General features: G+C 41.2%; 23 protein-coding genes. 11 read left to right on the forward strand and 12 right to left on the reverse strand.

Features of this window, described 5'->3' with window-relative positions; genetic code table 11:
* The first annotated feature begins 18 nt into the window (after window positions 1-18).
* Window positions 19-1569: an NFACT RNA binding domain-containing protein gene (locus SKC37_RS02085; RefSeq protein ID WP_377979874.1), complete on the forward strand. Its 1551-nt coding sequence runs from the start codon at window positions 19-21 to the stop codon at window positions 1567-1569.
* Between the two features lie 61 nt (window positions 1570-1630).
* Window positions 1631-3301 (forward strand): sodium/sugar symporter, encoded by a 1671-nt coding sequence (locus SKC37_RS02090; RefSeq protein ID WP_377979875.1) that lies wholly within the window; start codon window positions 1631-1633, stop codon window positions 3299-3301.
* 315 nt (window positions 3302-3616) lie between these two features.
* Here the strand turns inward: SKC37_RS02090 and acs are convergent, their stop codons facing one another.
* From acs to SKC37_RS02105, 3 genes are read right to left on the reverse strand one after another with little or no spacing between them, the layout of a single operon-like run.
* Window positions 3617-5506, reverse strand: coding sequence for an acetate--CoA ligase (acs, locus tag SKC37_RS02095; RefSeq protein ID WP_377979876.1), 1890 nt, complete (start codon window positions 5504-5506; stop codon window positions 3617-3619).
* A 2-nt stretch (window positions 5507-5508) separates the two neighbouring features.
* Window positions 5509-5727: a DUF6814 family protein gene (locus SKC37_RS02100; protein ID WP_377979877.1), complete on the reverse strand. Its 219-nt coding sequence runs from the start codon at window positions 5725-5727 to the stop codon at window positions 5509-5511.
* Window positions 5727-7199, reverse strand: a complete 1473-nt coding sequence (locus SKC37_RS02105; RefSeq protein ID WP_377979878.1) for an MFS transporter — start codon at window positions 7197-7199, stop codon at window positions 5727-5729. Before SKC37_RS02105 ends, SKC37_RS02100 begins: the two co-directional genes overlap by 1 nt.
* Window positions 7200-7273: 74 nt before the next feature.
* On the opposite strand from SKC37_RS02105, the gene SKC37_RS02110 reads away from it, so the two are divergent.
* The 3 genes from SKC37_RS02110 (at window position 7274) to miaA (ending at window position 10043) form a co-directional block, all read left to right on the forward strand.
* Complete coding sequence (locus SKC37_RS02110; protein ID WP_377979879.1) at window positions 7274-7753, forward strand: hypothetical protein; 480 nt, start codon at window positions 7274-7276, stop codon at window positions 7751-7753.
* A 76-nt stretch (window positions 7754-7829) separates the two neighbouring features.
* Complete coding sequence (locus SKC37_RS02115; protein ID WP_377979880.1) at window positions 7830-9134, forward strand: DEAD/DEAH box helicase; 1305 nt, start codon at window positions 7830-7832, stop codon at window positions 9132-9134.
* 3 nt (window positions 9135-9137) lie between these two features.
* The gene (gene miaA, locus SKC37_RS02120) at window positions 9138-10043 is read left to right on the forward strand and encodes a tRNA (adenosine(37)-N6)-dimethylallyltransferase MiaA (RefSeq protein WP_377979881.1); all 906 of its coding nucleotides are present in this window, start codon (window positions 9138-9140) and stop codon (window positions 10041-10043) included.
* Here the strand turns inward: miaA and SKC37_RS02125 are convergent.
* The 5 genes from SKC37_RS02125 to SKC37_RS02145 all read right to left on the reverse strand — a co-directional run bounded on the left by SKC37_RS02125 (window position 10032) and on the right by SKC37_RS02145 (window position 14388).
* Window positions 10032-10304, reverse strand: coding sequence for a rhodanese-like domain-containing protein (locus tag SKC37_RS02125; protein WP_377979882.1), 273 nt, complete (start codon window positions 10302-10304; stop codon window positions 10032-10034). The genes miaA and SKC37_RS02125 overlap by 12 nt on opposite strands.
* Window position 10305: 1 nt before the next feature.
* Window positions 10306-10605 (reverse strand): rhodanese-like domain-containing protein, encoded by a 300-nt coding sequence (locus SKC37_RS02130; protein ID WP_377979883.1) that lies wholly within the window; start codon window positions 10603-10605, stop codon window positions 10306-10308.
* Between the two features lies 1 nt (window position 10606).
* Window positions 10607-11380: a PASTA domain-containing protein gene (locus SKC37_RS02135; protein ID WP_377979884.1), complete on the reverse strand. Its 774-nt coding sequence runs from the start codon at window positions 11378-11380 to the stop codon at window positions 10607-10609.
* Window positions 11381-11686: 306 nt separating this feature from the next.
* The gene (locus SKC37_RS02140; protein ID WP_377979885.1) at window positions 11687-13012 is read right to left on the reverse strand and encodes a Gfo/Idh/MocA family protein; all 1326 of its coding nucleotides are present in this window, start codon (window positions 13010-13012) and stop codon (window positions 11687-11689) included.
* Between the two features lie 8 nt (window positions 13013-13020).
* Window positions 13021-14388: a 3-keto-disaccharide hydrolase gene (locus SKC37_RS02145; RefSeq protein WP_377979886.1), complete on the reverse strand. Its 1368-nt coding sequence runs from the start codon at window positions 14386-14388 to the stop codon at window positions 13021-13023.
* A 167-nt stretch (window positions 14389-14555) separates the two neighbouring features.
* Here SKC37_RS02145 and SKC37_RS02150 point away from each other — a divergent pair, with 167 nt between their 5' ends.
* From SKC37_RS02150 to SKC37_RS02175, 6 genes are all read left to right on the forward strand, one after another.
* Window positions 14556-15722, forward strand: a complete 1167-nt coding sequence (locus tag SKC37_RS02150; RefSeq protein WP_377979887.1) for a trans-sulfuration enzyme family protein — start codon at window positions 14556-14558, stop codon at window positions 15720-15722.
* Window positions 15722-16810: a complex I subunit 1/NuoH family protein gene (locus tag SKC37_RS02155; RefSeq protein WP_377979888.1), complete on the forward strand. Its 1089-nt coding sequence runs from the start codon at window positions 15722-15724 to the stop codon at window positions 16808-16810. The genes SKC37_RS02150 and SKC37_RS02155 overlap by 1 nt, the downstream gene beginning before the upstream one ends.
* Window positions 16811-16866: 56 nt before the next feature.
* Window positions 16867-19272: a TonB-dependent receptor gene (locus SKC37_RS02160; RefSeq protein ID WP_377979889.1), complete on the forward strand. Its 2406-nt coding sequence runs from the start codon at window positions 16867-16869 to the stop codon at window positions 19270-19272.
* A gap of 2 nt (window positions 19273-19274) precedes the next feature.
* Window positions 19275-20423, forward strand: coding sequence for a DUF4249 domain-containing protein (locus SKC37_RS02165; protein ID WP_377979890.1), 1149 nt, complete (start codon window positions 19275-19277; stop codon window positions 20421-20423).
* Between the two features lie 35 nt (window positions 20424-20458).
* Entirely contained in the window at window positions 20459-21469 is a 1011-nt protein-coding gene (gene hemH, locus SKC37_RS02170) for a ferrochelatase (protein WP_377979891.1), read from the forward strand.
* Between the two features lie 142 nt (window positions 21470-21611).
* Window positions 21612-22379, forward strand: coding sequence for an EamA family transporter (locus SKC37_RS02175; protein ID WP_377979892.1), 768 nt, complete (start codon window positions 21612-21614; stop codon window positions 22377-22379).
* Window positions 22380-22523: 144 nt separating this feature from the next.
* Here SKC37_RS02175 and SKC37_RS02180 read toward each other — a convergent pair whose 3' ends face one another.
* From SKC37_RS02180 to SKC37_RS02195, 4 genes are all read right to left on the reverse strand, one after another.
* Window positions 22524-23414, reverse strand: a complete 891-nt coding sequence (locus tag SKC37_RS02180; protein WP_377979893.1) for a YicC/YloC family endoribonuclease — start codon at window positions 23412-23414, stop codon at window positions 22524-22526.
* Window positions 23411-25849, reverse strand: coding sequence for a YfhO family protein (locus SKC37_RS02185; protein WP_377979894.1), 2439 nt, complete (start codon window positions 25847-25849; stop codon window positions 23411-23413). The genes SKC37_RS02180 and SKC37_RS02185 overlap by 4 nt, the downstream gene beginning before the upstream one ends.
* A 3-nt stretch (window positions 25850-25852) precedes the next feature.
* On the reverse strand, window positions 25853-26281 hold the full coding sequence (locus SKC37_RS02190) for an FKBP-type peptidyl-prolyl cis-trans isomerase (RefSeq protein ID WP_377979895.1): 429 nt from the start codon (window positions 26279-26281) through the stop codon (window positions 25853-25855).
* Window positions 26282-26381: 100 nt separating this feature from the next.
* Window positions 26382-26819 carry a tetratricopeptide repeat protein gene (locus tag SKC37_RS02195; protein WP_377979896.1) on the reverse strand — a complete coding sequence of 146 codons (438 nt, stop codon included), beginning with the start codon at window positions 26817-26819 and terminating at the stop codon, window positions 26382-26384.
* Window positions 26820-26857 lie beyond the last annotated feature (38 nt).

The raw sequence follows: 26857 nt of genomic DNA on the forward strand, positions 1-26857 counted from the left end.
ATAAATTTAGGCTAAGCGATGCACAATAACTATTATTTTCTGCGGATTTTATCAGGGCAATTACGTCAAATATTGATGTATGCGCGCTTAAAGCAGTGTTTTTCGCAGGAGAAGGATGAATTAGTTTTGGGTTTTGAACGCCAAAACGGTGACGATTTCTATATCAAATGCTCTCTCGGCCCCCAATTTTCTAGTCTACAATTTCCGGATTCCTTTCACCGTGCCGGCCGAAATTCCATCGACCTTTTCTCTGATTTACTGTTAGCCGAAGTCCAAGAGGTGGAGATGTACGAAAACGAAAGAGCCTTTGGAATTCATTTTCTAGGCAACTACGTACTCGTATTTAAGCTTTTTGGAAATCGCGCAAACTTGATTTTATACCGCGACGGAGAATATGATTCGCAGTTTCAGAAACGCCTAAAAAAAGACGATGAGCTGACTTTAAATTCCATCTCTCGTTCTATTGATCAAAGTTTTGAAGCCTTGCAGGCAGCTGATGGAGAATATTTCCCGCTCTTTCCCACTTTAGGAAAAGAGGGGCAAGCCTGGCTCGCAGCGCAAGGATATGAAAACCTACACCTGAAAGACCGCTGGGCTCTATTGCAAAAGATGCTTCAAATCCTAGATGAGGGGAGTTATTACGTGATTTCCACGCCCAAAGGCATTGGATTTACCTTATTCCCTCCATCAGCTGAGCCGCTTTCCCAAACTACGGATCCGATTGCCGCCTTGAATCAATTCTATGTGCTGCACTTTTCAGTAGGGGAGTTCACGCGGGAGAAAAGACAAATACAGGAGGGCTTAGAACGTAATTTGGTGAAATCACAACTCTACCTGCAAGAGCTGGAGAAACAAAAAGTCATTCGTGAGACCAATGTGCCATTCGAAGAAATAGGTAATATTTTGATGGCTTTTTTACATTTAGTTCCGGAGGGCGAAAGTAAGGTAGTGTTAGAAGATTTTTACCGAAATCAGCCCATTACGATTAAGTTAAATTCATCCTTAAGTCCAGCTGCTAATGCAGAAAATTATTACCGTAAGGCAAAGAATTTCTCCAAAGAACTCGCGCATTGGGAGGAAAACATTGCGCGTAAGCAGCAAGAAATCGCAGAAATACAGCAAAAAATCGCTTTGTTGGAATCCGTAGAAACTCGTAAAGGCTTAAAACCCTTTTTAGCTCTAGCGACAGATAAGAAATCCTCAGAAGAATTGCCATTCAAGCAGTTTGAGATCGAGGGATGGGTGATTTGGGTAGGAAAAAATGCCAAGAACAATGATCTCTTGACGCTGAAATATGCCAAGAAGCAAGATATATGGTTGCACGCTCGAGACGTTTCAGGGTCTCACGTGATTGTTCGCAATCCACAAAATAGAACCGTTCCGGCTTTCGTCATTGAAAAGGCAGCAAGTTTAGCGGCTTATTTCTCCAAAAGACAAACGGAATCCCTTTGTCCCGTAATCGTTACTTCGAAAAAGTATGTGCGTAAAACGAAGGATTTATTACCCGGTATGGTCATCGTGGATCGCGAGGAAGAAGTGGTTTTAGTGAAACCGGAGCTTTGGAATTAGTACAATTCCGATAAAAAGGTTAATTTAGGCAATTCAAGACCTTAATTAACATAAAAACTCTATGCAATCAAACGGTTTACAAACACTCGACTACTTCGTATTTCTCTTTTATTTCGTGGTAGTAGCTGGTTACGGCTATTGGATTTACAACAAGAAAAAGTCCAAATTATCTGACTCGAATGACTTCTTTTTAGCAGAAGGTTCGTTAACCTGGTGGGCGATCGGAGCATCATTAATCGCCTCTAATATCTCCGCAGAGCAATTTATCGGTATGTCCGGCAACGGTTACAGACTAGGTTTAGCCATCGCTACCTACGAATGGATGGCAGCAGCAACACTCTTAATTGTGGCGATCTTCTTTATGCCAATCTATTTGAAGAATAAAATCTTCACCATGCCTCAATTCTTATCGCAACGTTACTCACCTACGGTGAGTTTAATCATGGCCGTTTTCTGGTTAATGTTGTATATCGCGGTTAATTTGACTTCGATTTTATATTTAGGAGCCCTGGCGATCACAACCATATCAGGTGTTGACTTCACGGTTTGTATGATTGGAATGTCTGTTTTTGCAGTGATTATCACTTTAGGTGGAATGAAAGTAATCGGTTATACTGACGTTATTCAAGTATTCTTTTTGATATTAGGAGGTTTAGCAACGACTTATTTGGCTTTAAACAAAGTTTCAGATCATTTTGGAGGAGAGGGCATGATGAGTGGTTTAAATCATTTATTGACCAAAGCTCCGGAACATTTCCATATGATATTGGATACAAATAATAAGAATTATCCCTCTCTTCCAGGCCTTACCGTATTAATCGGTGGGATGTGGATTATCAACTTGAATTATTGGGGATGTAACCAATACATCACGCAACGTGCCTTGGGAGCAGATCTTCCAACCGCCCGTAATGGTATCTTGTTCGCTGCTTTCTTAAAGATGTTGATGCCTATCATCGTGGTATTACCAGGTATCGCTGCTTATCTATTGCACAAAGACCACATGTTCCAGCAAGAAATGATGAAGAATGGAGTTGAAAATCCAGATAATGCTTATCCGGTTTTAATGAATCTATTGGCTCCTGGTTTAAAAGGCCTTTCATTTGCTGCCTTGACAGCGGCAGTTGTAGCGTCTATGGCAGGTAAAGCGAATTCAATTTCTACGATTTTTACCTTAGATATTTACAAAAAATACATCAATACGAATGCTTCTGAGAAACAATTGGTTTCGATTGGTCGTATCGCGGTAGTAGTTTCCATGATATTAGCTATTGTTATTGCGCCATTCATGGGTATTGATAAAAAAGGTGGTTTTGAATTTATTCAAGAATATACGGGATATGTGTCTCCAGGTATTTTTGCCTTGTTTATCTTAGGTTTCTTCTGGAAAAGAACGACTTCGAATGCAGCCTTGTTTGCGTTAATCGGAGGTGTAACGTTTTCAATTATCTCTAAATACATTCCTGCTTGGACTGGTGTAAATGAGTGCATGTTCTACACAGCATTCAAAGATGGTGATGTGTTTATGATTCCATTTATGGACCGTATGGGTTGGGTGTTCCTCTTCTGTGTGGTTTCAATGGTGATTATCTCTTTAGCTGATCCAGCAAGCAAGAACAATCCGAAAGGCTTAGAGATCGACGCCAAAATGTTCAAGCTTGAGCCGTCGTTTATCCTTGGCGCCGTAATTGTGGTGATGGGGATTATAGCGCTGTATACGTATTTTTGGTAATTTTCGATGGTAAGCGTTTTAAAATTTTGTTGCACAAATAATTTTGTAAACGCTTACCCTTGAAAATTCTGTTGACTTTTTGACTAAGCTGCGCGGCAGCGACTTTAACAAAAAAAGGGATCGAATTTCGATCCCTTTTTTTATTGACCTTACTAGTCAGTCAAACCACTGCTGAATTCATCGCTGAAAGCGATTCTAACTTTATGCTTTGTGCTCTATTCTTTATGCTTTAAATCTATACTCTCTACTCTATAATCTATACTCTACATTGGAGCATTATAAAGGAGCTGAGCTCCTTTATAATGCTCCAATGTTTTATAAGGCTCCGCTGATAATCGAATCCACCACACCCGGATCTAACAACGTAGACGTATCTCCTAAGTTAGATGTATCGCCTTCCGCCACTTTGCGTAGAATACGGCGCATGATTTTGCCGGAACGCGTTTTAGGTAAGCCAGTCACGAATTGAATCTTGTCAGGTTTGGCAATAGGCCCAATCACACGAGTCACCGTCGCTAAGATATCTTTGCGGGTTAAATCATCATTGATGGTCGGGTGTTCACAGATGACATAGGCATAGATTCCTTGTCCTTTGATATCGTGCGGATAGCCTACGACAGCGGATTCAATCACACCCGTGTGCATATTGATGGCATTTTCTACTTCTGCCGTTCCGATTCGGTGTCCAGAGATGTTCATTACATCATCCACACGGCCGGTGATACGGTAGTATCCATCTTCATCACGCATACATCCATCTCCAGTGAAGTATAAACCTGGGTAGGTAGAGAAGTATGTCGATTTGCAACGCTCGTGATCACCATACGTGGTACGAATAATCGATGGCCATGGGTATTTGATACATAAATTACCATTTACGCCATTTCCGGTAATTTCTTTTCCATTCTCATCTACTAAGATGGGTTGAACCCCTGGTAGAGGTAATGTCGCGAAAGCCGGTTTTAATGGGGTGATTCCAGCGATTGGCGAGATCATCAATCCGCCCGTTTCGGTTTGCCACCAGGTATCGACGATAGGGCAATTTCCATGTCCTACTTGATCATTATACCAATGCCATGCTTCTTCATTCAATGGTTCACCTACGGATCCTAAAACTCGTAACGAGCTAAGGTCTTTCCCTTCAATGTGTTCATCTCCAAAACCCATTAATGAACGAATCGCTGTAGGGGCTGTGTAGAAGATATTAACGGAATGTCTTTTGATAATATCCCAGAAGCGTCCAGCATCTGGGTAGGTAGGAATTCCTTCGAAAAGAACGGATTTCGCTCCATTTAATAAGGGACCATAAACTAAATAAGAGTGACCGGTAATCCAGCCAATGTCTGCCGTACAGAAGAAGACTTCTCCAGGATTGTATTGGAATACATTAGCGAAGGTATAGGCGGTGTAGACCATATAGCCACCACAGGTATGAACAACGCCTTTAGGTTTTCCGGTTGATCCTGAAGTGTATAAAATAAACAAAGGATCTTCTGCATTCATCGCTTCAGCCGGGCAATCTGCAGCCGCCTCGTTTTCTTCTTGTTCCCACCAAAGGTCACGTCCACCTATCATGGAAACGGGCGTTTTAGTGCGTGTTTTAACAATAACCTTTTCTACGGATGGACAAGTTACTAAAGCATCGTCCACCGTTTCTTTCATTGGAATGGTTTTGTTACCCCGAACAGCTCCGTCCGTAGTGACTACCACTTTACATTCCGAATCATTGATGCGATCTGCAATGGATTGGGCTGAAAATCCGCCAAAAACCACCGAGTGGATAGCTCCGATTCGGGCACAAGCTAAAACAGCGATAGCTAGTTCAGGAATCATCGGCATATAAATGCAAACACGATCTCCTTTCCCCACGCCTAGGTTTTTTAGCACATTACTGAACTTGCACACTCTCGCGTGTAATTCGCGGTAAGTTAAGGTAATGGCCTCATCTCCAGGTTCGTTAGGTTCGTAGATGATGGCTGCTTGATCTGGAATCGTTTTTAAGTGGCGATCTAGTGCATTGGCTGTGATGTTCATTTGGCCATCCTCAAACCATTTGACCGAATAATCATCAAAATTCCAGTCTAACACTTTCGTGAATGGTTTGATCCAATCAAATTGATTTGCGATGCCTGCCCAGAACTTCTCTGGTTGCTGTACGCTTAATTCATACGTTTTTTGGTAATCTTCTAGGCTTGTGATTCTCATAATTAAATTTCATTAAATTCTCCCTGAAGGGAATAGTAGCCAAAAAGACTCATTCCAATCGATATAAGGGGAGCTAAAACAAAGGTGTAAATAATGGCAGGTACGAGGTCATTCCCGCCTTTGGTCCATAATGGAACCGCTTGAAAATAAATCAAATAGATGCCTGCACCGATTCCTAGACCGATCCAAACAATTCCCAAAATGCGTTTAATCAGGTTCATTAGGCTGCTTTTTTATCTGATTTAATATAAATAATTCCTATAACTACACACACACTGATTAAGGCGATGGGGTAGTTTAATCCTTCCAAATAGGGTTTTTGAACGACTCCTGCGGTTTGTGCATTCGAAACCAGGAATGTCGCGATCGCTGGCATTAATCCACCAAAAACGCCATTCCCAATGTGGTAGGGCAAAGACATTGAGGTATATCGAATCTTAGTGGGAAACATTTCTACTAAGAAGGCGGCGATAGGACCATAGGCCATAGTTACAAACGAGATGAGAAAAAAGACATAGCCCACTAAGGTCCATTGATCTTTCTCGTTTATTTTAATGCTAATCTTAGATTCCGTTTTATCTGGAGAAACTTCCGTAATGACATTTTTATACGAACTCCCATCCGTAAATTCTTTCGTAATCGTGGTTGTTTTACCCTTTAAAGTCCTCTTTTCTGAACCAGGAACCACTGTTTTATTCGTCACATCCACTGTTTTGTACATTTGGTCAAAAATGGGACGATAGGAGAAAATGGCTATAATCATACCTGCCATCATTATCCCTTTACGTCCTATTTTATCTGATAAGGCACCAAAAATTACAAATAAAGGGGTCCCCAATAAAAGTCCTATGACTAAAATCATATTTGTTTGAATATCATCTAGATTACAAATTTTTAAGAGGAAAGTTTGGGCATAAAACTGGCCAGTATACCACACCAAACCTTGTCCCATGGTAGCCCCGAAAAGCGCTAAAAGCACATATTTTAGGTTTAGTTTATTGCCAAAAGATTCTTTCAAGGGGTTCTTGCTAATATTTCCTTCTGCTTTGGCCTTAGCAAACATGGGTGATTCCTCCATGTTTTTACGGATTAAAAGAGAGACGAGCACCATCAAAATAGAAACCAGAAAGGGAATTCTCCAGCCATATTCATCGAATGCTTCTTTGCTCATAGATGACCTGGTTGCCATAATTACGGCCAAGGAGATGACAAGACCTAAAGTAGCAGTTGTTTGAATCCAAGAGGTGAAAAATCCACGTCTTTCTGTGGGCGCGTGTTCCGCCACATAAGTTGCGGCTCCACCATATTCTCCTCCTAAAGCAAGTCCTTGTAAAAGACGTAATGTTAACACTAAAATAGGGGCCCAAGCTCCGATAGTGGCATATGAGGGGATTAAACCAATGGCAAAAGTGGCGCCTCCCATTAACATCAGGGTGACCATAAAGGTATATTTACGACCTATCAAATCGCCCAATCGTCCGAATACTAAGGCTCCAAATGGTCTCACCACGAAACCAGCGGCAAAAGTCGCTAAGGTATTTAGAAAGGCGGCGGTGGGATTATCAGTTGGAAAGAATTTGGTCGATAAAACCGTAGCTAGGCTGCCAAAAATATAGAAATCATACCACTCAATTAAGGTACCCACAGACGACGCACTAATGATATAGGCGAGGCTTTGTTTTTTGGTTGTCATTATTATTAAATAGGTTGTAGCAAATCTATCATTTTCTGCCTAATTCTGCTAAATTTGAGTTAAAATTCTTGCTTATGTATACCGAAACACAACGCTTCACCCAATGGTGGTTATGGCTGATATTAATAGGCTCTTGGATTACTATGATGTACTCCATTGCCACTGTATCACCTCCTACAACCATCTCATTTTTGATTTCATTTGTTATAGGGATGTTATTGCCTGTTTTGTGTTGGCAAATGAAATTAACGACTCGCATTTCTGCAGAGGGTATCTTCGTTCGCTTTTTTCCATTCCACTTTAAAGAGAAATTCTTTGCTTGGGATACTCTTTCCGCTTCTTATGTAAGAACGTATAGCCCTTTGATGGAATACGGTGGCTGGGGAATCAAATACAGCTTTAAGGGAAATGGTTTAGTCTATAACACGTCAGGAAACGTGGGTTTACAGCTCTATTTTAAAGAGGGTGACCCCATCTTAATTGGTACCCAAAAAGGGGAGGAGATCAAGCAGGTTTTAGTGGCATTAGGTCATTTAAACGAATCTGTGAAATAAAAGGCGTACCTTTGCGCCACATTATGAGGATGTTTGTTATTATTTCATTGCTCATAACACATCTTTATACCGTTATATGTCATTCGAATCATTGCACCTCATTGAGCCTATTTTAAAGGCGCTCAAAGAAGAGGGTTATACCAATCCTACACCTATTCAAGCCCAATCAATCCCTATTGTCCTTCGTGGCACGGATTTATTAGGTTGCGCCCAAACGGGTACGGGTAAAACAGCAGCGTTTACGTTGCCCATCATTCAACTTTTAGAAGAGAACAAATCGTTCCAAAAAAATAAGAAAATCCGCGCCTTGATCGTGACTCCTACACGGGAGTTAGCGATTCAAATCGGTGAAAGTTTCAGAGCCTATGCGCGTCATACGGACTTGAAATATGCGGTTATTTTTGGTGGAGTAGGCCAAAGTCCCCAAGTCTCAGCCATCCGCAGCGGAGCTGATGTGGTGATTGCGACGCCTGGACGTCTTTTGGACCTTATGAACCAACGCCTTTTATCTATCGCAGACGTAGAATATTTCGTCTTAGATGAGGCGGATCGCATGCTCGACATGGGTTTCATTCACGACGTGAAGAAATTATTAGCCGCCTTGCCACACAAACGCCAGTCGCTTTTCTTTTCGGCTACGATGCCACCAGAAATTGTGAAACTAGCGGGAAGTATTTTGAAAAACCCAGCTTCTGTTTCCGTAACACCGGTTTCCTCTACCGTTGAGATCATTAATCAGTCAGTCTATTTCGTAGACAAAGGCAATAAGAACGATCTTTTGCTTGATATCTTACAAGATACGTCGATCAAAACAGCCCTAGTCTTCACCCGTACTAAACACGGCGCGGACAAAGTGGTTAAAATGCTTTTAAAGGCTAGCATCAAGGCTGAAGCGATTCACGGGAATAAGTCCCAAAACGCCCGCCAAACAGCACTTAAAAACTTCAAAGCACAAACAACACGCGTATTGGTCGCTACCGACATCGCCGCTCGTGGTATAGATATCGACGAATTAGAATACGTAGTCAACTTTGAATTATCGAACATCGCTGAAACCTACGTTCACCGTATCGGTCGTACCGGTCGTGCAGGAGCAAAAGGGGCTGCGATTTCGTTCTGCGATATCGAGGAGAAAGCGTATTTGAAAGACATTGAGAAATTAATTGGGAAGAAGATTCCAGTAGTGGAAGCGCACAAATACCCAATGAAAGTGTTGCACGTGGAGAAAGCAGCTAAAAAACCGCAAGGCCAATCACGTAATGGTGGTGGCGGATCACGTCCGGGTGCTCCAGCGGCTGCTGCTAAAGATGCTAAACCAGCTCGATCTTTCGATAAGGCGAGTTCTGGACGTAAATGGTACGGAAAGAAAAACACCTATTAATCATTGAAAAAATCATCTAAAATACTGCTCGTCATCGTAGGTCCCACGGCAGTGGGTAAAACTGCACTTTGTGTGGATTTAGCGAAGCACTTACAGACGGACATTATTTCGGCGGATTCCCGTCAATTTTACCGTGAACTTTCCATCGGAACGGCAAAGCCATCGGCTGAAGAGCAGGGTGGGGTAACCCACCATTTTGTTGATTCTCATTCGGTGGAGGATTATTTCTCTCCAGGCGATTTCGAGCGGGAGTCGATGAAGTTATTGACAAAACTCTTCAAAAAGCACGATGTTGTAGTTGCTACTGGCGGCTCTGGATTGTATTTGAAAGCTTTGATGGAGGGTTTGGATGTGATGCCAGAAGCTGATTTAGCCTTGCGCGAAACACTGAATGGCCGTTTGGAAAAAGAGGGTCTTTGGGCCTTGTTTACGGAATTGAAGCAATTAGATCCCATTTATGCAGCTCAGGTGGATGCCAAAAATCCACAGCGTGTCGTTCGTGCCCTCGAAGTCTGCCTTTCCACTGGGAAACCCTATTCTGAATTTCGATTAGCTCAAAAACCTGCTCGCCCTTTTCAAGTGATTAAGATCTGTTTAGAGCGTCCAAGGGAAGAATTATATACGCGAATCGATCAACGGATGGACCAAATGCTCACGGCTGGTTTAGTGGAAGAAGCACGTGCCTTTGAGGATAAACAGCATTTATACGCCTTGAAAACTCTAGGCTACAAAGAAGTATATGCTTTTCTTCGGGGTGAATACGATGAAGAGGAGATGGTTCGCTTATTAAAGCGTAATAACCGTCATTATGCGAAAAAACAGATGACTTGGTTCAGAAATCAGGATGAGTTTTCCTATTTGCATCCTTCAAAGGCTTTTGTAGAAATATTGAAACGATTAGAGGCTTAAGTAGGCTTCGATACCTCCTTCAAGGTGATCGATATTCGTGAAGCCTTTGGCATTCAACAAACGCAAAGCAATCAAACTCTGCGTCCCATTATAGCAGATAATTACCCAGTTTTTCTCTTTAGAAATTTCATCGATGCGCCCTAAAAGTGTATCCAATGAAACGTGAAAACCTCCTAGATTGAAGTCATCCCATTCTCTGGGTGTCCGTATATCTAGGAGGTTTACGTGGGTTAATTCTGCTTTGAAATCTGAAGCAGTCATGTTAATATCCAGCTGCTTGCCAGGCCATCATTCCGCCTAACACGTTGCGTACATTCGCGTAGCCTTCCGCTGTTAAATAAGCTGCAGCACGTCCAGAACGAGCTCCAGAACGGCAATGGATTAAAATTTCTTCGTTTTTAAGATGAGCAATTTCCTCTAAGCGATCCGGTAATTCACCCAAAGGGATCAAAGTCGCCCCAATGTTGAACTCATCAAATTCATATTCTTCGCGCACATCGAACAAGTTCAATTTTTCTCCTTTATCTAGGCGTTCTTTTAATTCTTCAATTGTAATATCCATCTTATTCGTTATTTCCGTCACCTACTACCCAAACATCAATCGTATCTCCTGGATGAATACTAGTACCATCGCAAGTGGAGCATGTTTGTTTGAATACGGTTCCTGCTTCTAAATCACTATTTGCCTCGTAGGTTACGTGGCCTAATTTTAAATTCATACCTGCCAAAATAATTGTCACCTCATCCAACGGTTTTCCAATCAAATCCGGCAATTCAATTTCGGAATCTGATGTTCCGTTTCCAATATACAAATCGACTTCTGTTCCTTTCGGAATGCTGCTTCCTGCTGTAATCTTACGTCCCAAAGCTTGCATATCGATCACCTCTTTTAATCGAGGATCATTCACCTGATGTACAACGCCTTTCTTCAATCCAGCTATAATTAATTGTTGCTCCGCACTTCTAACCGACAGCCCAATTAAATTAGGCATACTGATGGTCGGTGGCGTTTCTGAATTAATCGTAATGTAGATTTTGCGCCCAGATTTGACCAACGAATTTGGTAATGGATATTGAGATAATATGGTCAAAGGTGGCTTGTCAGCCACAAAAGTGCAGTCCGCAATTTCGAACTCTAGGTTATTCTCGTCAACGGATTCTTCCATCTTATCCATTGACATCCCTTTTAAATTAGGCACCTTAATTGTTTCCCCGTGGTGGGTGCTCCAAGGCAAATAGACAAAAAAGAAACCAAAAAACAACACTAAAAATAACGTCACTAAGATCGCGACGTGCAAATAGAGGTCTTTTTTTGATTTAGTTGAAATGATAGCCATAGAGGGGGAAATCTATTATAGTGCAATTTACAAAATCTTATTAAAGCATAAAGCATAAAGCACAAAGAATAAAGTCAGTAATACAATAGTATGATCTAATAGTAACTATAATCATCAAAAAGGAGCTTTTGCTTCCTTTTTGATTCCATCTTTATTCTTTGTGCTTTATGCTCTATTCTTTTCAGATCATTCTCTACTCTGAATAACAAAAAAGGGGCTTTTGCCCCCATTTTGAAAAATCTCTACTCTTTACTCTATAATCTCTACTCTAAATATCCTCCGGACTCATTCCCTTCGGACTTGCGACTAGTACTTAAACACCTTATCGCCCGCCATAACCTCTTGCGTTTTCTCGTCAAAAGTAACACGTTGTCCCGTGCGGTAAGCGGCATTGGACATGATAGTTGCGATCGAGTGTTGGTAACCTGCTTCGATAGGAGCATTAGGCGTTTTGCGAGAACGAACACATTCCATCCAGTTTTTCACGTGGTTGAATGTTAAAATGTCTCCACCAGTATCTGCATCCGTAGCTACTTTTGCCCCTTCGATTTTCATCGTTGGTAGTAAGTTAGCCTGCAAGCCCATCGCTTTGGCTTCGCGCTCCCGAAGTCCCCCGTTAGGAGAGATGGTATTCGTGTCTAGGTTTAATTCACCACCGTTAGAGTAGTAAATTTCTTTCGTTCCACCGGCTGCATTAGAGAAGCGAGAGGTGAATTGAACTTGGAACCCTTTACTTCCTTGACCATAATCAAATACTACGGTCATGGTATCCGCATTGACACGGCCATCGTTCCATTGGTAAATTCCACCATTGGCTACAACCGAATTCGGGTGAGATAAGCCGGAGAACCAGTGTACGGTGTCGATTTGGTGTGACATCCACTGTCCTGGGATTCCTGATGAATAAGGCCAGAATAGGCGGTATTCTAAGTATTTACGTGGATCGAATTTGTCTGCTGGACGGTTCATTAAGAAGCGTTTCCAATCGATATCTGATTCTTTTAAAATGCTCGTTAATTCTGGGCGTCTCCAGCGACCTGGTTGATTGACGTTCCACATCAATTCTACCATTTTAATATCGCCAAATTTACCTGACTTAATGAATTCATCTGCTGCCCAGTAGTTCTCGCCTGAACGACGTTGTGAACCGATTTGGACGATTTTATTAGAATCTTTAACAGCCTTTAAAACCGCACGGTTATCCTCCATTGTTTCAGCTAATGGCTTCTCCGTGTAGGCATCACAACCCGCTTTTACCGCTTCGATAGTGTGTAATGCGTGTTGGAAGTCCGCTGTGGAGATGAAAACGGCATCGATTCCTTTGGCAGAATACAATTCCTCATTATTTCTATAGGTCTGAATAGATCCGCCTAATTCTTTTTCTAAAAAGGCTTTTCCTTCATCTCTACGGCGATTCCATAAATCTGACAATGCGACCATTTCGAAGTTCATTCCTTTAGCTAAAGCCTTAAAAGGAGGCACATGCGATGCACGGTGACGATCAGAGAAACCTACGCAAGCCACTCGAACGCGGTCGTTTGCGCCAAGAATCTTGCTGTATGATTTTGGGCTAAATGCTAAAGTACCTAGAGAAGCTAGGGCACCTTTGTGTAAAAATTCTCTTCTTTCCATTAGATAGGTTATTTAATTTCTCTGATTTTGATGTTTTTGTAGAATACGGAATCTCCGTGCTCTTGGAAAAGGATTGGACCTGAATCTTGTGCTCCAAAACCATCCCACACTTTATGCTTGCTATGCGCAACTAACACTTTGAAGATATTGCTCTTGCGCTCATATTCGATCACTTTGAAGCCATTCAACCAATGTTGAACGATGTTATTTGGATATACAATGATGCGTCCTTGATTCCATTCGCCTATTTTCTTTTGGAAGCGGCCATCAATTTTGTTCGATGGAATGATGTCATATAAACTCGCTAATGTGCGGTTTCCAACGGTTCCTAGTTTAGCATCTGGGTGTTTTGCATCGTCTAAAACTTGGTATTCCAAGCCGATCGCTGACATGCCTGAATTGTATGACTCGTTCACGAAATATTTCACTCCAGAATTCGCTCCCTCTGTCAGTTTGAAATCGAACGTTAATTCGAATGCGGAGAACTTGTCATTCGTTAAGATATCACCGCCATTGCCTGATTCCTTACCACCAGAGCTATTCACGTGAAGTGTACCGTCTTCTACTGTCCAAACCGATGGAGGAGCCGTCGTCTTAAACGCTGAACGGAAGCCTGTTAAGTCTTTTCCATTGAATAATAAGCGGAAACCTTGGGCTTGCTCTAATGGTGATACATTGTTTAAGGTATAATTCTCAACGACTACTCTGTTGTCCAAAGGACGAGGTTGCATCTCTTTTCCCGTTTGGATACGGATGTTTTTCCACATCACTTGCATACCCGGCGTCATATCTGCATAGATCGCGTGCACTTGGAAAGCGATAAAACCTTTCGCCGTCATGTCATCCACTAAATAGGTCACAGGATAATCGTTAATCCAGGTACGGATTGTGCTTCCGATGGCTTCGATGCGGTAATGGTTCCAAACATCCCCTAATTTAAAGGCCTTCTTCGCCTCTGGTTTCAGTTCGTTTTGGGCTAACCAACCACGGCGTGATTCGTCATAAATACCACCTGACCAGCCTCTAGTAGAGGGATCGATTTCAGCTTGGTAACCGTGAACGCGGCCATTTTGGTATTCTGGGATGGATAAACTTCTGAATTGAACTCCAGAATTCATTTTGTTGTCTACTTTGACATCGAACTCCAAAATAAAATCCCCGTATTCTTGTTCGGTAGCCATGAAGGAGTTAGGTGTGTTGGCTACTGTGGTGCCCACCATCACGCCATCCTTTACTTCATATTTAGCTTGTCCATTGAGTTGCTTGAAACCTTTAAAGGTTTTTCCGTCGAATAGGTTGGTCCATTTTTGAGCTTTTATTTGAAACGATCCAATCGCTAAAAACAAGCTTAAAAAGGGTATAATCAATTTTTTCATAAGTTAAATTAGTTTTCTTTACAAGGCTTTAATCTTCGAAATTTACTCATTTATCTCAAAATAATTTAGTTTCCTTAGGGGGTAAAATCAGGGCAGGAAAATAGTCCGAAACGGAAGCCGTATTTATTAAGTATTCTATTATTTTTGTAGATTAATAATTGATGACTATGCAAAAACAGACCAAAGCCATTCGTATTCAAGCCGAAAGATCTCAAAACAGAGAGCATTCGGTACCATTATACTTGACTTCTAGCTTCACTTTTGAAGATGCAGAGCAGGGGAGAGCAATATTTGCGGACGAAATGGCGGGCAATATCTATTCACGTTACATGAATCCCAATGTGGATGAATTCGTGGAAAAGATGAATATGTTGGAGAATGCGGAAGATGGGATTGCCTTTTCTACAGGAATGGCAGCGATTTTTGCTTCGATGGCTGGTCTTTTAAAAGCGGGCGATCACGTGGTCGCGTCTAATGCTTTGTTTGGCTCTTGTATTCAGATTTTGACGAAGATTACCTCGAAATGGGGTATCGAATGCACCTTTGTTCCGGGGGCAGATATTAATGCGTGGAAAGCGGCTATTAAGCCTAATACGAAATTTTTATTCTGCGAATCTCCGTCTAATCCGGGTTTAGAGCTAATTGATTTGAAAGAATTGGCGGCTTTGAAAGAGGGGAAAGACTTGATTTTAGCGGTAGATAACTGTTTTGCGACGCCTATCTTACAAACTCCGTTGGATTTAGGAGCAGATTTAGTGATTCACTCAGCCACGAAATACATTGACGGCCAAGGCCGCGTTTTAGGTGGTGTCATCTGTGGAAAGAAAGTATATATCGATGAGATTCGCTTCTTTGCGCGCCACACAGGCCCATCCATGTCTCCATTCAATGCTTGGGTGTTGTCTAAGAGTTTGGAATTGTTGGATCTAAGATTGCAGAAGCATTCGGAGAATGCGATGGCCTTGGCAGAAGCTTTGGAAGGCCATAAAGCCTTAAATAACGTCAAATATCCTTATTTAAAATCACATCCGCAATATGAATTAGCGAAACGCCAAATGAAGTATGGCGGAGGAATTCTAACGATTGATGTAAAAGGGGGATTTGAAAAGGTAGTGGCTTTAAGTAAGCTATTAAAAATCGCTTCCATCTCCCCTAATTTAGGAGATACACGTACGATTATCACACACCCGGCTTCTACGACTCATTCGAAATTACCTGCGGAAGAAAAAGCAGCCTTAGGCATTACGGATGGTTTAGTTCGCGTGGCTGTCGGTTTAGAGTCTATAGAGGACCTAAAATCAGATTTCTTACAAGCCTTAAATCAGATTAGCTAATGTGGATCGCTCTGATCGTTTGTTTGCTTTTGTTGACCGTAAATGTCGTAATAGGCGTTTATGTGGAGCGGAAGCTGTCTGCTTTTATGCAGGATCGATTAGGGCCCATGGAGGTGGGGAAATGGGGTTTGTTGCAGGTTTTTGCGGATCTATTGAAGTTATTCCAAAAGGAAGACATCGTTCCTGAAAATGCCCAAAAACGCTTGTTTCTTTTTGCCCCTTGGATTATATTTCTATCCGTATTCGGTGCATTTGCTGTTATCCCCTTAAGTTCTGGCACTTTCTTGCAAGGAAGCCAAACGGAGATGGGAATAATGCTTTTGATGGGGATTGTTTCACTAGATAGTTTGGGGATTTTATTGGCGGGCTGGACTTCGAATAATAAGTATTCCTTGTTAGGTGCGATTCGCTCTGCGGCTCAATTGGTTTCCTATGAGATTCCTTTAGGATTGACGCTTTTGTGTGTGGTTCTCATTTCGGGATCCTTGAATTTGCAGGAGATTTCAGTGCAGCAAGGAATATTCTCTGCTGAACCTCAATACCTGTTCGGATTAAAAGGATTGGGTATTGATGTGACACAAGCTGGCGGTTTCTTAAGCTGGAATGTGGTGCGGATGCCTTTGTTTTTCTTCTTATTCATCATTTATTTTATCGCATCCTTAGCAGAAGCGAATCGGGCGCCATTTGATATTCCAGAGGCTGAGTCTGAATTAGTAGGTGGTTTTCACACGGAATATGCCGGAATGCGCTGGGCCTTGTTATTCTTGTCAGAGTATGGAATGATGCTTTTGGTAAGCGTATTGGGCGTTATTTTATTCTGGGGATCATGGTATTCTCCTTTGCCTAATATCGGATCTGTTCGCTTAGCAGATTGGACGAATGGTGAGCCTGGAACAATTTATGCAACCCTGATTGGTTTTGTTTGGCTGATGTTGAAAGCCTATATCTTAATTGCCCTTCAAATGTGGATTCGTTGGACGCTACCGCGTCTTCGGGTAGATCAGTTAATGTATTTGTGCTGGAAAGTCCTGACCCCCTTTGCCCTGATTTTCGTCGCTATTTCTGCGCTTTGGTCGCTACTCATGTAAGGAATCTCCTTTATTTTTTGTTTATTTACAGAATTGCGTCTGTTAACCTATATTCTATGATCAAACTCTTACCCAGAGTCTTTTGCCTTGGACTTCTATTTGTCCTTTCGCATCAAAGCATTGCACAAACAACCTCTCTTCCGGCCATTTTTGGTAAAGTGATCGATGCCTCTACAGGCGAGCCCTTAAAAGGAGCTGATATCTCTGTCGATTTCAAAAAATCAGGCGTTACCACGGATACGTCTGGTAACTATAAAGTGCACGTACCCTACGGTGAGTGGGTGATCAAAGTGAGTTATGTGGGTTATAATCCCTACCGTACGAAAATCTATATTAAGGCGAATACTGAATTAAACGTTGAGTTAAATAATGTAACGAAGCAATTAGAAGAGGTAATTGTCTCTTCTGCAGCCACAAAGCGTGATATTCAAACACCCTCTTTAGGTGTAACCGTACTTAGTTTAAAAGGGATCAAGAAATTGCCTACGATGATGGGAGAAGTCGACGTGATTCGCAGTTTACAATCTCTTCCTGGCGTTTCTTCCGTAGGTGAGGGCGCGAATGGCCTGAATATTCGGGGTTCGAATGTGGACCAAAACTTAATCTATATTGATGATACTCCCATCTTTAACCCAACGCACATGTTTGGTTTGTTCTCGGTTTTCGCTTCTGATGCGATTCGGGATTTAGAATTATATAAAGGGGGTGTTCCATCGCGTTTTGGTGGACGTGCTGCCTCCGTTTTAGATATCAAAATGATCGAACCTAACACGGACAAATTTAAAATGCAAGGAGGCATTGGTTTGATTTCTAACCGCGTGATGGCAGAGATACCGATTATAAAAGAGAAATTATCTGTTTTAGTTGCAGGTCGTTTATCTGTCAATGACTTTATGTTCAAATGGTTTGCACCGGATTATTTAAAGAACTTACGGGCAAATTTTTCTGATGTGGCGACGAAGATTTATTACCGTCCTAATACGAAGAATACCATCTCTTTATCCTCTTATTTGAGCCACGATTATTACCGGGTCGATTCTTTATTTAGTATCGAAAATGTCGTGGCGAAGCAGACGTCCTTTAATTATGGACACACGAATTTAGCGGCACATTGGAATCACTATTTTTCCCCTAAGTTAAATATGATGGTCAGCGGGTCTTTAACGGATTATTCCACTAAGACCTTTGCACCTGATTCCGTTAATACGATTGACTTGAAAAGTTCCATCTTATACAGAAACTTAACGACTAGTTTTGATTACCAGCCGAAAGAAAACCATAAAATGAACTTTGGAATTACGGCGACCCGATATGATATTAATCCGGGTACTTTAAATGAAGGCGTCATTTCACGCGTTTCCAATGTCAAGATACCGGACGAGCAATCTTATGAATTAGCTTTATTTGCAGATGATGAATGGACGCTAAGTCCTAAATTCACCTTGCAGGCCGGTTTACGTTATTCACATTACTACCGAATGGGGGCAGGATCTGAAAATGTCTATGCGCCAGGGCAGATGCCATCCTTAAATACCGTGTTGCGTAAAAATACCTATGCGGACGGAGAAGTAATGGCCTCTTACGGTGGTTTTGAGCCTAGAATTACTATGAAATATTCTTTGGCAGAAAATACTACTATGAAATTTGGATATAACCGTCAGCAACAGTTTTTCCAATTATTATCTAATAACACGACGCCATTACCTACTTCAAGATGGAAAACGGCAGATAATTTCATTAAGCCTCAACAGAGCGATTTTCTATCATTAGGCTTATTTAAGACCTTTAATGAAAACGTATTTGAAGCTTCTTTGGAAACCTACTATCGTGATGTAGCGAATACATTAGATTTCGTATCTGGGGCTAATTTACAATTAAATCCGAACATTGAAACGCAGTTGATTTCTGGTAAAAGTAAAGCCTACGGAATGGAATTGATGGTTCAAAAGAAGAAAGGTGAAGTGTCAGGTTGGGTATCTTACACTTATGCGCGCGCATTTAACCAAATGATAGGAGAGTTTCCTGAGGTTCAAGCCATAAATGGGGGAGATTGGTTTGCAACGAATTATGATAAGCCTCATACGCTTAACATGATGTTAAATATTCAACCTACGACTCACCATAGTTTCTCTTTCACTTTTGCCTATAATACAGGGCGACCATTTTCATCACCATCAGGATCTTATGAGATTGGGGGGAAGAAGTTTCCAGTGTTTGCTGAGCGCAATAATGACCGAGTACGTGATTACCACCGCTTAGATTTTTCTTGGACGATCAATAATCCATCTATGAAAAAGCAACGTTGGGAAGGTAGCTGGGTATTTACCATTTATAATTTATATGGACGTCAAAATCCGTATTCAGTCTTTTTTAAATCAACAAAAGCGGGTTTGAGAGCGTATGAGCTAAGTGTATTTGCCTCTCCATTTATCTCGTTAACTTATAATTTTAAATTCTTATAGTCATGCCTAAATTATATAAAAATACTTTTTTTTATACCTTGTTAATGGGCTTAGTTGCTTGGGCATGTATTAATCCAATTAAGGATTTTGTTCAGGTCGATGCTACTTCATTTACTACCATAGAAGCAGATATTTCAGACGACGCAGCCTTAAGTAAAGTGCGTTTAACGAGTTCATCTAATCGACTTACTTCGCAATTCTCTCTGCCTATTTCAAAAGCGACGGTTTATGTGACGGACCAAAATGGAGTTAAAACTACGTTTACCGAAGGAACTCCCACAGGGACCTATTATCCTAGCGCAGGTTTTAAGGGTGTAGTGGGTTCATCCTATAAATTGAATGTTCAATTATTAACGGGTAAGTCATATGAGAGTGCTGTTGAAACAATGAAGGCGGTACCTGAAATTGAAAACTTAATTACTCGATTTGAGACGTTAGAGCAATATTCGAAAGTTGATATCAGAAGAGCAGGTTTCTCTGTTTATCTTGATTTTAAAGATTTTCAAAATGAGGGTGATTTTTACTTGTGGAATTGGAAACACTTTGAAAAAATTCGTCTATGTGCCACCTGTACGGATGGGGGACGTTATGATTTCAAGAAATTAGACTGTGTGCAACCTCGTTTTCCGAATGATGCGATATTAAATTATATGTGTGATGGAAATTGTTGGGATATTTCGACAAACAATGATTTGAACGTATTCTCTGATGTACTAACCAATGGCCAAAGAGTCGTGGGTCGTCAAGTAGCTAGAATTCCTTTCGATAATTGGACGCCCTATTATTTCCGTTTAGAACAACGTTCCATTACTAGGAGTGCGTATGCTTTCTATCAATCACTTATTTCTCAGATTCAATCATCAGGTTCTTTGTTTGATGTACCGGCAGAAACAAGATTTAGTTTAAATATTAAATCAACAACGAATCCAGCAGAAAAAGTAATTGGTATCTTCAATGTATTCTCTGTTAAAAAGAAAATTTTCATCATTGATCGCTCTAAGGATATTCCAGTAGGGGAATTGCCCATTATCCCTACCGTACTAGGAGAGACCTATACTTGTCCTCCTGGATCAGTGGGTTGTCAAGAAAAAGTGCCTTGTATGGAATCAAATACCCGAACAAAAATTACACCCGAAGGTTGGGTATTCTAGTTTTTTAGAGACAAATTTGTGCTTTAATTAGAACTATGATCGGTGTTTTATTAGTGAATCTGGGAACTCCAGATGATCCGGGTACCCCTAGCGTACGTAAGTACTTACGGGAGTTTTTGATGGATGGTCGCGTGATCGACATTCCCTATCCATTCCGCTACTTGTTAGTGAATGGGATCATTGCTCCTTTTAGAGCTCCTCAATCTGCTAAAATCTATAAAGAATTATGGGAAGAGCGCGGTTCTCCCTTGAAGTTTTATGGGGAAGACGTTTGTGCGTCTTTAACTGAGAGGTTAGGCGATGGTTACATGGTTCGGTTAGCCATGCGTTACCAAAGTCCGGATTTAAAGTCGGTCATGTCAGAAATGCATCAGGCAAATCTGAAGAAATTAATCGTTATCCCTTTCTTTCCACAATACGCTTCAGCTACCACGGGATCTGTGTATGAGCGCGTGATGGAAATTATGTCCGATTGGCAAATTATGCCATCACTTTCAATAGTGAGCTATTTTTACCAGCATCCAATTTTTGCCAAATACTTTGCTGATAAAGCCGCGAACTACCAAAAAGACGTCGACTTCGACTACTATTTATTCTCCTACCACGGTGTGCCTGAACGTCATATTCGCAAAGGTGATATTACGAAGAATACCTGTGTTTTCGGGACTTGTTGCGAAACCATCACGGAGAAGAACCATACTTGCTACCGGGCGCAATGCCATGAGACCACTCGCTTAATTGCGGCAGAAATGGGTTTGAAGCCTGGAACTTATGGTACAGCATTCCAAAGCCGCTTAGGCCGAGACCCATGGTTACAACCCTACACCGATGAAACCATCAAAAAGTTAGTAAGTGAGGGTAAGAAGAAAATTTTAGCCTTTTCGCCAGCTTTCGTAGCGGATTGTCTAGAAACCACGATTGAAGTAGGTGAGGAGTATAAGGAATTATTTGAAGAAGCAGGTGGTGAGCACTGGCAATTAGTCGAAAGTTTAAATAATTCGCCTGAGTATGTGGCTCTTTTAGAAGACTTAGTAAAGAACTCGTAAAATGGTAGCCTTAATTCTGACCATTGTTTTTTCTGTATTGCTATTAGTGAATTTTCGGGCTCATGCGAAATTTAATATAGATACACGCATTGCTATTTTATTAAACTATCCCGTTTGTTTTCTAACTGGGTATTTTCATCAAATGGATGCTATTCCATTTCATTGGCCATCTACGGGTTTTTCTTTGGGTATCCTAGGCATTGGAGTCGGCTTCGTGATTACATTCTTATTATCAGGTTATTCGACAATTAAGAATGGTATGGCTCCTACCTCTTTGGCCAATAATATCTCTTTAGTCATTCCAGTTCTGGTTAATCTCTTTATTTGGAAGACTGGAGATTTGAATGTTTTTGTCATCTCAGGTTTGGCTTTATCTTTTGCTGCTATTTATTTCTGTAGTCCAACAGGTGCTGGAACGGTTCAAAAGCCCGTTGTTTGGGCACTGGTAGCTGTTTTTGTGGCGTATGGCGTAACTAATACAGCCTTAAACTATTTGAATGCTGCGCAAGTTCAGCAAGATGGTAAGATATTTGGGTTAGTTCAGTTACTTGGTGGGAAAATTCCCTTTACGCTAATGCTTTTAGTGGGATCGATGACTATATCCGCTGTAGTTTTGGTTTATTGGACGATAACGGGTGGAGTTAAATGGTCATTAAGATCCGTTTTGGCCGCAATCCCTTTGGGAATACCGAATTTCTTCTCCTTCTATTTCTTACTAAAAGCCCTAGATGCTTACCAGCAAAACGGTGCGGTGGTGTTAACCATTTATAACTTGGGAGTAATTCTCTTAAGTGCAGTGACTGCCTTGATTTTCTTCAAAGAAAGATTGACGATGAAGCAGTGGATCGGGATTGGGTTGGGGTGTCTAGGTATTGCTTTAATCATTCTAAGAATAAAGCACAAAGCATAAAGAATAAAGTTGGTATTAAAAAAGGGAGCGAAGCTCCCTTTTTTAATGTGCTTATGAAAAGTTTTTTGCATCGTTGCGAAGCAACATCCACTTTTATTCTTTGTGCTTTATGCTCTATGCTTTGTTTTTATAATTGCTCCACAATTATAAAACGTTAGCCGTTTGCTCCTTAATCTTCTCCAGCTCATCTTTCATATTCACGACTAATCGCTGAATAGTGGAATCATTTGCTTTTGAGCCAATGGTATTGATTTCTCGGCCGATTTCCTGCGCCATAAAGTTGAGTTTTTTTCCGTTTCCTTCTTCTAGAATTTCAATGAAGTAATCAAGGTGAGTCGCTAGGCGTACTTTTTCTTCAGAGATGTCGAATTTTTCTATGTAATAAACGACCTCTTGTTCGAAGCGGTTTTTATCGAAATCTTCTTTTAAACCTAATTCTAACAGAGCATTGCGCATCCGCTCGCGGATTCCTGGCATACGGATTTTATCTTGCTCAAGTACTTGGGCTAATCCAGATTTGATAGCAGCGATGTATTCGCGGAATTTCTCTTCTACGACTTTTCCTTCCCGAGCACGGAACTCCTTACATTCTTTTACCGCCTCTTGTACTGCTTCGAATACGACTTTCCAAAGTGCTTCAATTTCTTCTTCGTTGTCTTGCGAATGATCTGATGCATTTAAACTAGGCATCGACATAGCTTGCAAATACAAAGCATTTTCGTCAATAGTAGAAATACCTAACTCAGAGGCAAAACGTTTTAATTCTGTGAAATAAGTAGCTATTTGGCCTTGTGGTAGGATACTTTGCTCTACGTTCTCATTGTTTTTTTGAAGGTGTAGATTCAACTCCATTTTACCTCGCTCTAATTGCTGGGTTAAGTAATTTCGGATATCAATTTCTTTTGCAGATAAAGACTTTGGAACACGGCAGAAAATATCGGTAAACTTCGAGTTTAAGCTTTTAACTTCGACACGAATTTGTAGGTCTTGGATTTCTTTTTGGGATTTTCCAAAACCCGTCATGGAGTAGATCATATGGTTTCTTTTTTGGCCTTAGTTGCTTGGAAGAATGCAAATGCAATAAATAAAAGCATCGCAATGGAAGCCCCTAAGTCAATTTTATTTCCCGTAATCACTGAAACGGGAGCAAACTTAAATTCAATCGTATGTTTTCCCGCCGGAATCGCTAAACCACGTAGGATATAATCTGCCTGCACGTGATTGGTTTCTTTTCCATCTATATAGGCTTTCCAGTCCTTGTTACCGCGGTAGTAGATTTCGGAGAACACGGCAAAGGCCGCTTGCTTAGAGTCAGATGAATAGGTCAAATGATTCGGCTTGTATTCCGTTAATTGAATGCTGCCATCTGTCTTGAAGTCCTTTGCTGGGACAAAGGAAGCGTCTTTTTGTTCGACCAAAGCTACAGAGCGTGGATCGATTTTTCCAATTCCATTTAATGCGTCATCAGCGTTAGGAACAACGTTTACCGTCGAAACAAACCAAGCGTTGCCTAGAGCGCTAGGATTTGGTTGTGGCGCTAATTGGCCGGTAGAGTCAGGACTTAAAATATATTTGGTATTCAGCATATTCAGGATATTCATTTGTCCTGGATTACCTGTGAATTGTTTCTCCATCAATTCTTGGTAACGACGCAATTTAGCGGCATGATAACCACCTACTGATTGATGGTAATAAGAGACCGTTGCATCGCTCATGAAGTTGGTTGTCACATTAATTACCCTGTAATGAGTTGAATCTTGTAAGATCTTTTGATCAGCTGGACTAGGTAGGATTTGCTCATCCAAGGTAGCTTTGGAAACAAAGAAATCTTTACCAAAATAACGTTTTGCTACTGGAGTCAAATCAAATATTCCGAGTAATACTAGTGCTATTAACCAAATTGATTTTTTAATTTTCCCAGTACTGGCTAGCGCAATTATGCCAGCACCCAGTAGTACGATAAAAAAGCTACGGAATGCATCTGATTGAAATAACTCGATGCGGTCAAGCTGGATACTACGCCAGATTTGGTTATTTAAGGCTGTGTCTTGAATCAATGCTCCACCAAAATTAGGACCTTTGAAGTCAAGAAATAAATCAGGAGCTAGTCCAAAAAATAAGGCTAGACCTCCACTACATCCGGCGGCATACAATAAAGGTTTTTTGATTTCAGCCCAGGTTGATTTTTGTTGAATAAAACGAATCAAACCTAAAATGCCTAAGCTAACGAAGCCAAGCTGTACAAAGGACAGCACCATGGTGATCGCTCTAAACTTATTAAACAAGGGGAAATACTGAAATAAAATACCATTGAAGAAGAAATATTTACCCCAAGCGAATGTGATGAAAAGGGTAGTAAATCCGATGATCCACCATTTTTCGGCTGATTTGATAAAGAAAGCTCCAAACAAAAACAAGAAGATCACCAAGGCTCCCGCATAGGCTGGGCCCGCCGTATAGCTTTGATCACCCCAATAAGCGGGGCCTTTCTCCACAAATCCTAAGGCTTGTTCGTCTGGAATACCTGCGTTAGACATTGTTTGGTAGGTATTAGAGGATGTGCCTCCTAAATCCCCAGCGGAAGCTCCTCCCATGAAATTAGGGATCAATAAAGTACCTGTTTCGGCAATACCATAGGACCAATCAAAGGCATAGGTTTGGTCTAAACCATCTCCACGCGATTTGTTGGCGCTTAGTTCGGAGGCGCCACGCGTCGTTTCTTTGGCATATTCGTAATTATTCCAAAGACGCATCGAGTGTGTTCCTAGTGCCAATATAAGCCCCAAGCCTAGTAATAATCCGCGCTTCAGCCATTCTCCTACAGTTTTGTGAATGATGGCTTGTGATAAGGTGTAGATTTTGTAGAATCCAATGATGAAGAAGAGGTAATACGTAATTTGAACGTGGTTAGCATATAGCTCCAATGCCATGCCTAGCGTAAATAGCGCAGCACCAAGCCATTTTCGATTGCCCCATCCTAGTTTAACTCCCGCTAAAACGAGGGGAGCATAAGCTAATGCAAGGACTTTTGAGGTATGCCCTGCGGGAATGATGACCATATTATAGGTCGCAAAGGCGTAGAAAACGGCCCCAGCAAAGCCTAGAATAGGGGAGGCTCCCATCGCCCAAAGCAATATATACATACCCACCATCATGAGGACAAGCATGTTTACCGGGCTAGGAAGTAGATTGGTAATGAATGAGCCTATTTTGGCCGAAATAGAATACGGATAAGAACCAGAGATCTGGTAGGTAGGCATTCCGCCAAACATCGAATTTGTCCACCAGGCATCTTCGCCTGTTTTCTCCTTAAAATGTATGCTCTCCTGTGCCGCCGCTTGGGCTTGTTGAATATCGTGTTGAATCAGTACTTTTCCTTGTAGAACGGGTCCGCAATAGATAAAAGCGATCAATAAGAAACCCAAAAGGACAATCCCATGGGGGGCAAAGGAGCGCAACAAGTTTTTCATAGTTTATGAAATCGAAACTAATTCTAATTCAAATGTTAAATCACGACCGGCTAATGGGTGATTGGCGTCTAAAGTGACGTGCGTTTCTGTTAAATCAGTGATTACCACTTCTACCACTTGACCACCATCTTGGTGCATAGATAAGGAAGCTCCTAGTTCTAATTCGATGTGTGGTGGGATTTGAGCACGTTCTAGGGTCACCGTATTTTCAGGTGAATGCTCTCCATAAGCCTCAGCAGCCGGAATAACAATGGTTTTTTTCTCGCCAATGGTCATGCCCGTTACGCCATCATCAAAACCTTTGATGACCATACCTGAACCTAATTGAAATTCAAGAGGTGTTCTTCCTACAGAAGAGTCAAAAATAGAACCGTCTGTGTGTTTACCAGTGTAGTGTACGGCAACCTTGTCGCCGGTTTTTGCAATAGACATAATGAATCGTTAAAATTTAAAAATAAGCTACAAATAACACGAATTTTCGGAGGCTTTCAAAGCAAATAGAGCTACCATTTACCATTTACCATTCACCATTTTATTTACATAATGATCTTTGGTATTTGAGGGACAGTGTATCTCCTAACTCAATCGCTGTCTTAAAGTCAAGGCAAGCATCATCGATCAAACCCAAATGCATCAGATTAATACCCCGATTATAATACGTTTCTCCATAATAAGGGTAGCGAATGATTGATTTAGAGAAGTCTTTGATGGCTCCTTTATCGTTCCCTAGTTTGGATTTGAAATATCCCCGGTAGAAATAATAATCTGCATTGGTGGAATCGAGGCGAATGGCCTTAGTTAAATCGGAGATAGCACCTGAATATTCTTCCATCGAACCACGTGAAAAGGCTCTTGCGAAGTATATTTCGGGGTTTTTAGGGTCTTTTGTTAAAGCCACTGAAAAGTTATACGTCGCTTCTTTGTATTTCTCTTGTTGGATTTGCGTGAGGCCAGCGGCATATTGTAACATGCAGCTGCTCAAGAAAAAGAGGGCAAAAAGGGAGGCAA

Source organism: Aquirufa esocilacus (assembly GCF_042715595.1).
Taxonomy (GTDB): Bacteria; Bacteroidota; Bacteroidia; order Cytophagales; family Spirosomataceae; genus Aquirufa; species Aquirufa esocilacus.

Coding starts and splice junctions, on each gene's coding strand:
- SKC37_RS02090 (WP_377979875.1), top strand. CDS start 1,631: ATGCAATCAAACGGTTTACAAACACTCGACTACTTCGTATTTCTCTTT.
- acs (WP_377979876.1), bottom strand. CDS start 5,506: ATGAGAATCACAAGCCTAGAAGATTACCAAAAAACGTATGAATTAAGC.
- SKC37_RS02180 (WP_377979893.1), bottom strand. CDS start 23,414: ATGATCTACTCCATGACGGGTTTTGGAAAATCCCAAAAAGAAATCCAA.
- SKC37_RS02100 (WP_377979877.1), bottom strand. CDS start 5,727: ATGAACCTGATTAAACGCATTTTGGGAATTGTTTGGATCGGTCTAGGA.
- SKC37_RS02190 (WP_377979895.1), bottom strand. CDS start 26,281: ATGTCTATTGCAAAAACCGGCGACAAGGTTGCCGTACACTACACTGGT.
- SKC37_RS02130 (WP_377979883.1), bottom strand. CDS start 10,605: ATGGATATTACAATTGAAGAATTAAAAGAACGCCTAGATAAAGGAGAA.
- SKC37_RS02115 (WP_377979880.1), top strand. CDS start 7,830: ATGTCATTCGAATCATTGCACCTCATTGAGCCTATTTTAAAGGCGCTC.
- SKC37_RS02135 (WP_377979884.1), bottom strand. CDS start 11,380: ATGGCTATCATTTCAACTAAATCAAAAAAAGACCTCTATTTGCACGTC.
- SKC37_RS02160 (WP_377979889.1), top strand. CDS start 16,867: ATGATCAAACTCTTACCCAGAGTCTTTTGCCTTGGACTTCTATTTGTC.
- SKC37_RS02165 (WP_377979890.1), top strand. CDS start 19,275: ATGCCTAAATTATATAAAAATACTTTTTTTTATACCTTGTTAATGGGC.
- SKC37_RS02185 (WP_377979894.1), bottom strand. CDS start 25,849: ATGAAAAACTTGTTGCGCTCCTTTGCCCCCCATGGGATTGTCCTTTTG.
- SKC37_RS02175 (WP_377979892.1), top strand. CDS start 21,612: ATGGATGCTATTCCATTTCATTGGCCATCTACGGGTTTTTCTTTGGGT.
- SKC37_RS02145 (WP_377979886.1), bottom strand. CDS start 14,388: ATGAAAAAATTGATTATACCCTTTTTAAGCTTGTTTTTAGCGATTGGA.
- SKC37_RS02150 (WP_377979887.1), top strand. CDS start 14,556: ATGCAAAAACAGACCAAAGCCATTCGTATTCAAGCCGAAAGATCTCAA.
- SKC37_RS02085 (WP_377979874.1), top strand. CDS start 19: ATGCACAATAACTATTATTTTCTGCGGATTTTATCAGGGCAATTACGT.
- SKC37_RS02110 (WP_377979879.1), top strand. CDS start 7,274: ATGTATACCGAAACACAACGCTTCACCCAATGGTGGTTATGGCTGATA.
- SKC37_RS02125 (WP_377979882.1), bottom strand. CDS start 10,304: ATGACTGCTTCAGATTTCAAAGCAGAATTAACCCACGTAAACCTCCTA.
- SKC37_RS02195 (WP_377979896.1), bottom strand. CDS start 26,819: ATGTTACAATATGCCGCTGGCCTCACGCAAATCCAACAAGAGAAATAC.
- SKC37_RS02155 (WP_377979888.1), top strand. CDS start 15,722: ATGTGGATCGCTCTGATCGTTTGTTTGCTTTTGTTGACCGTAAATGTC.
- hemH (WP_377979891.1), top strand. CDS start 20,459: ATGATCGGTGTTTTATTAGTGAATCTGGGAACTCCAGATGATCCGGGT.
- SKC37_RS02105 (WP_377979878.1), bottom strand. CDS start 7,199: ATGACAACCAAAAAACAAAGCCTCGCCTATATCATTAGTGCGTCGTCT.
- SKC37_RS02140 (WP_377979885.1), bottom strand. CDS start 13,012: ATGGAAAGAAGAGAATTTTTACACAAAGGTGCCCTAGCTTCTCTAGGT.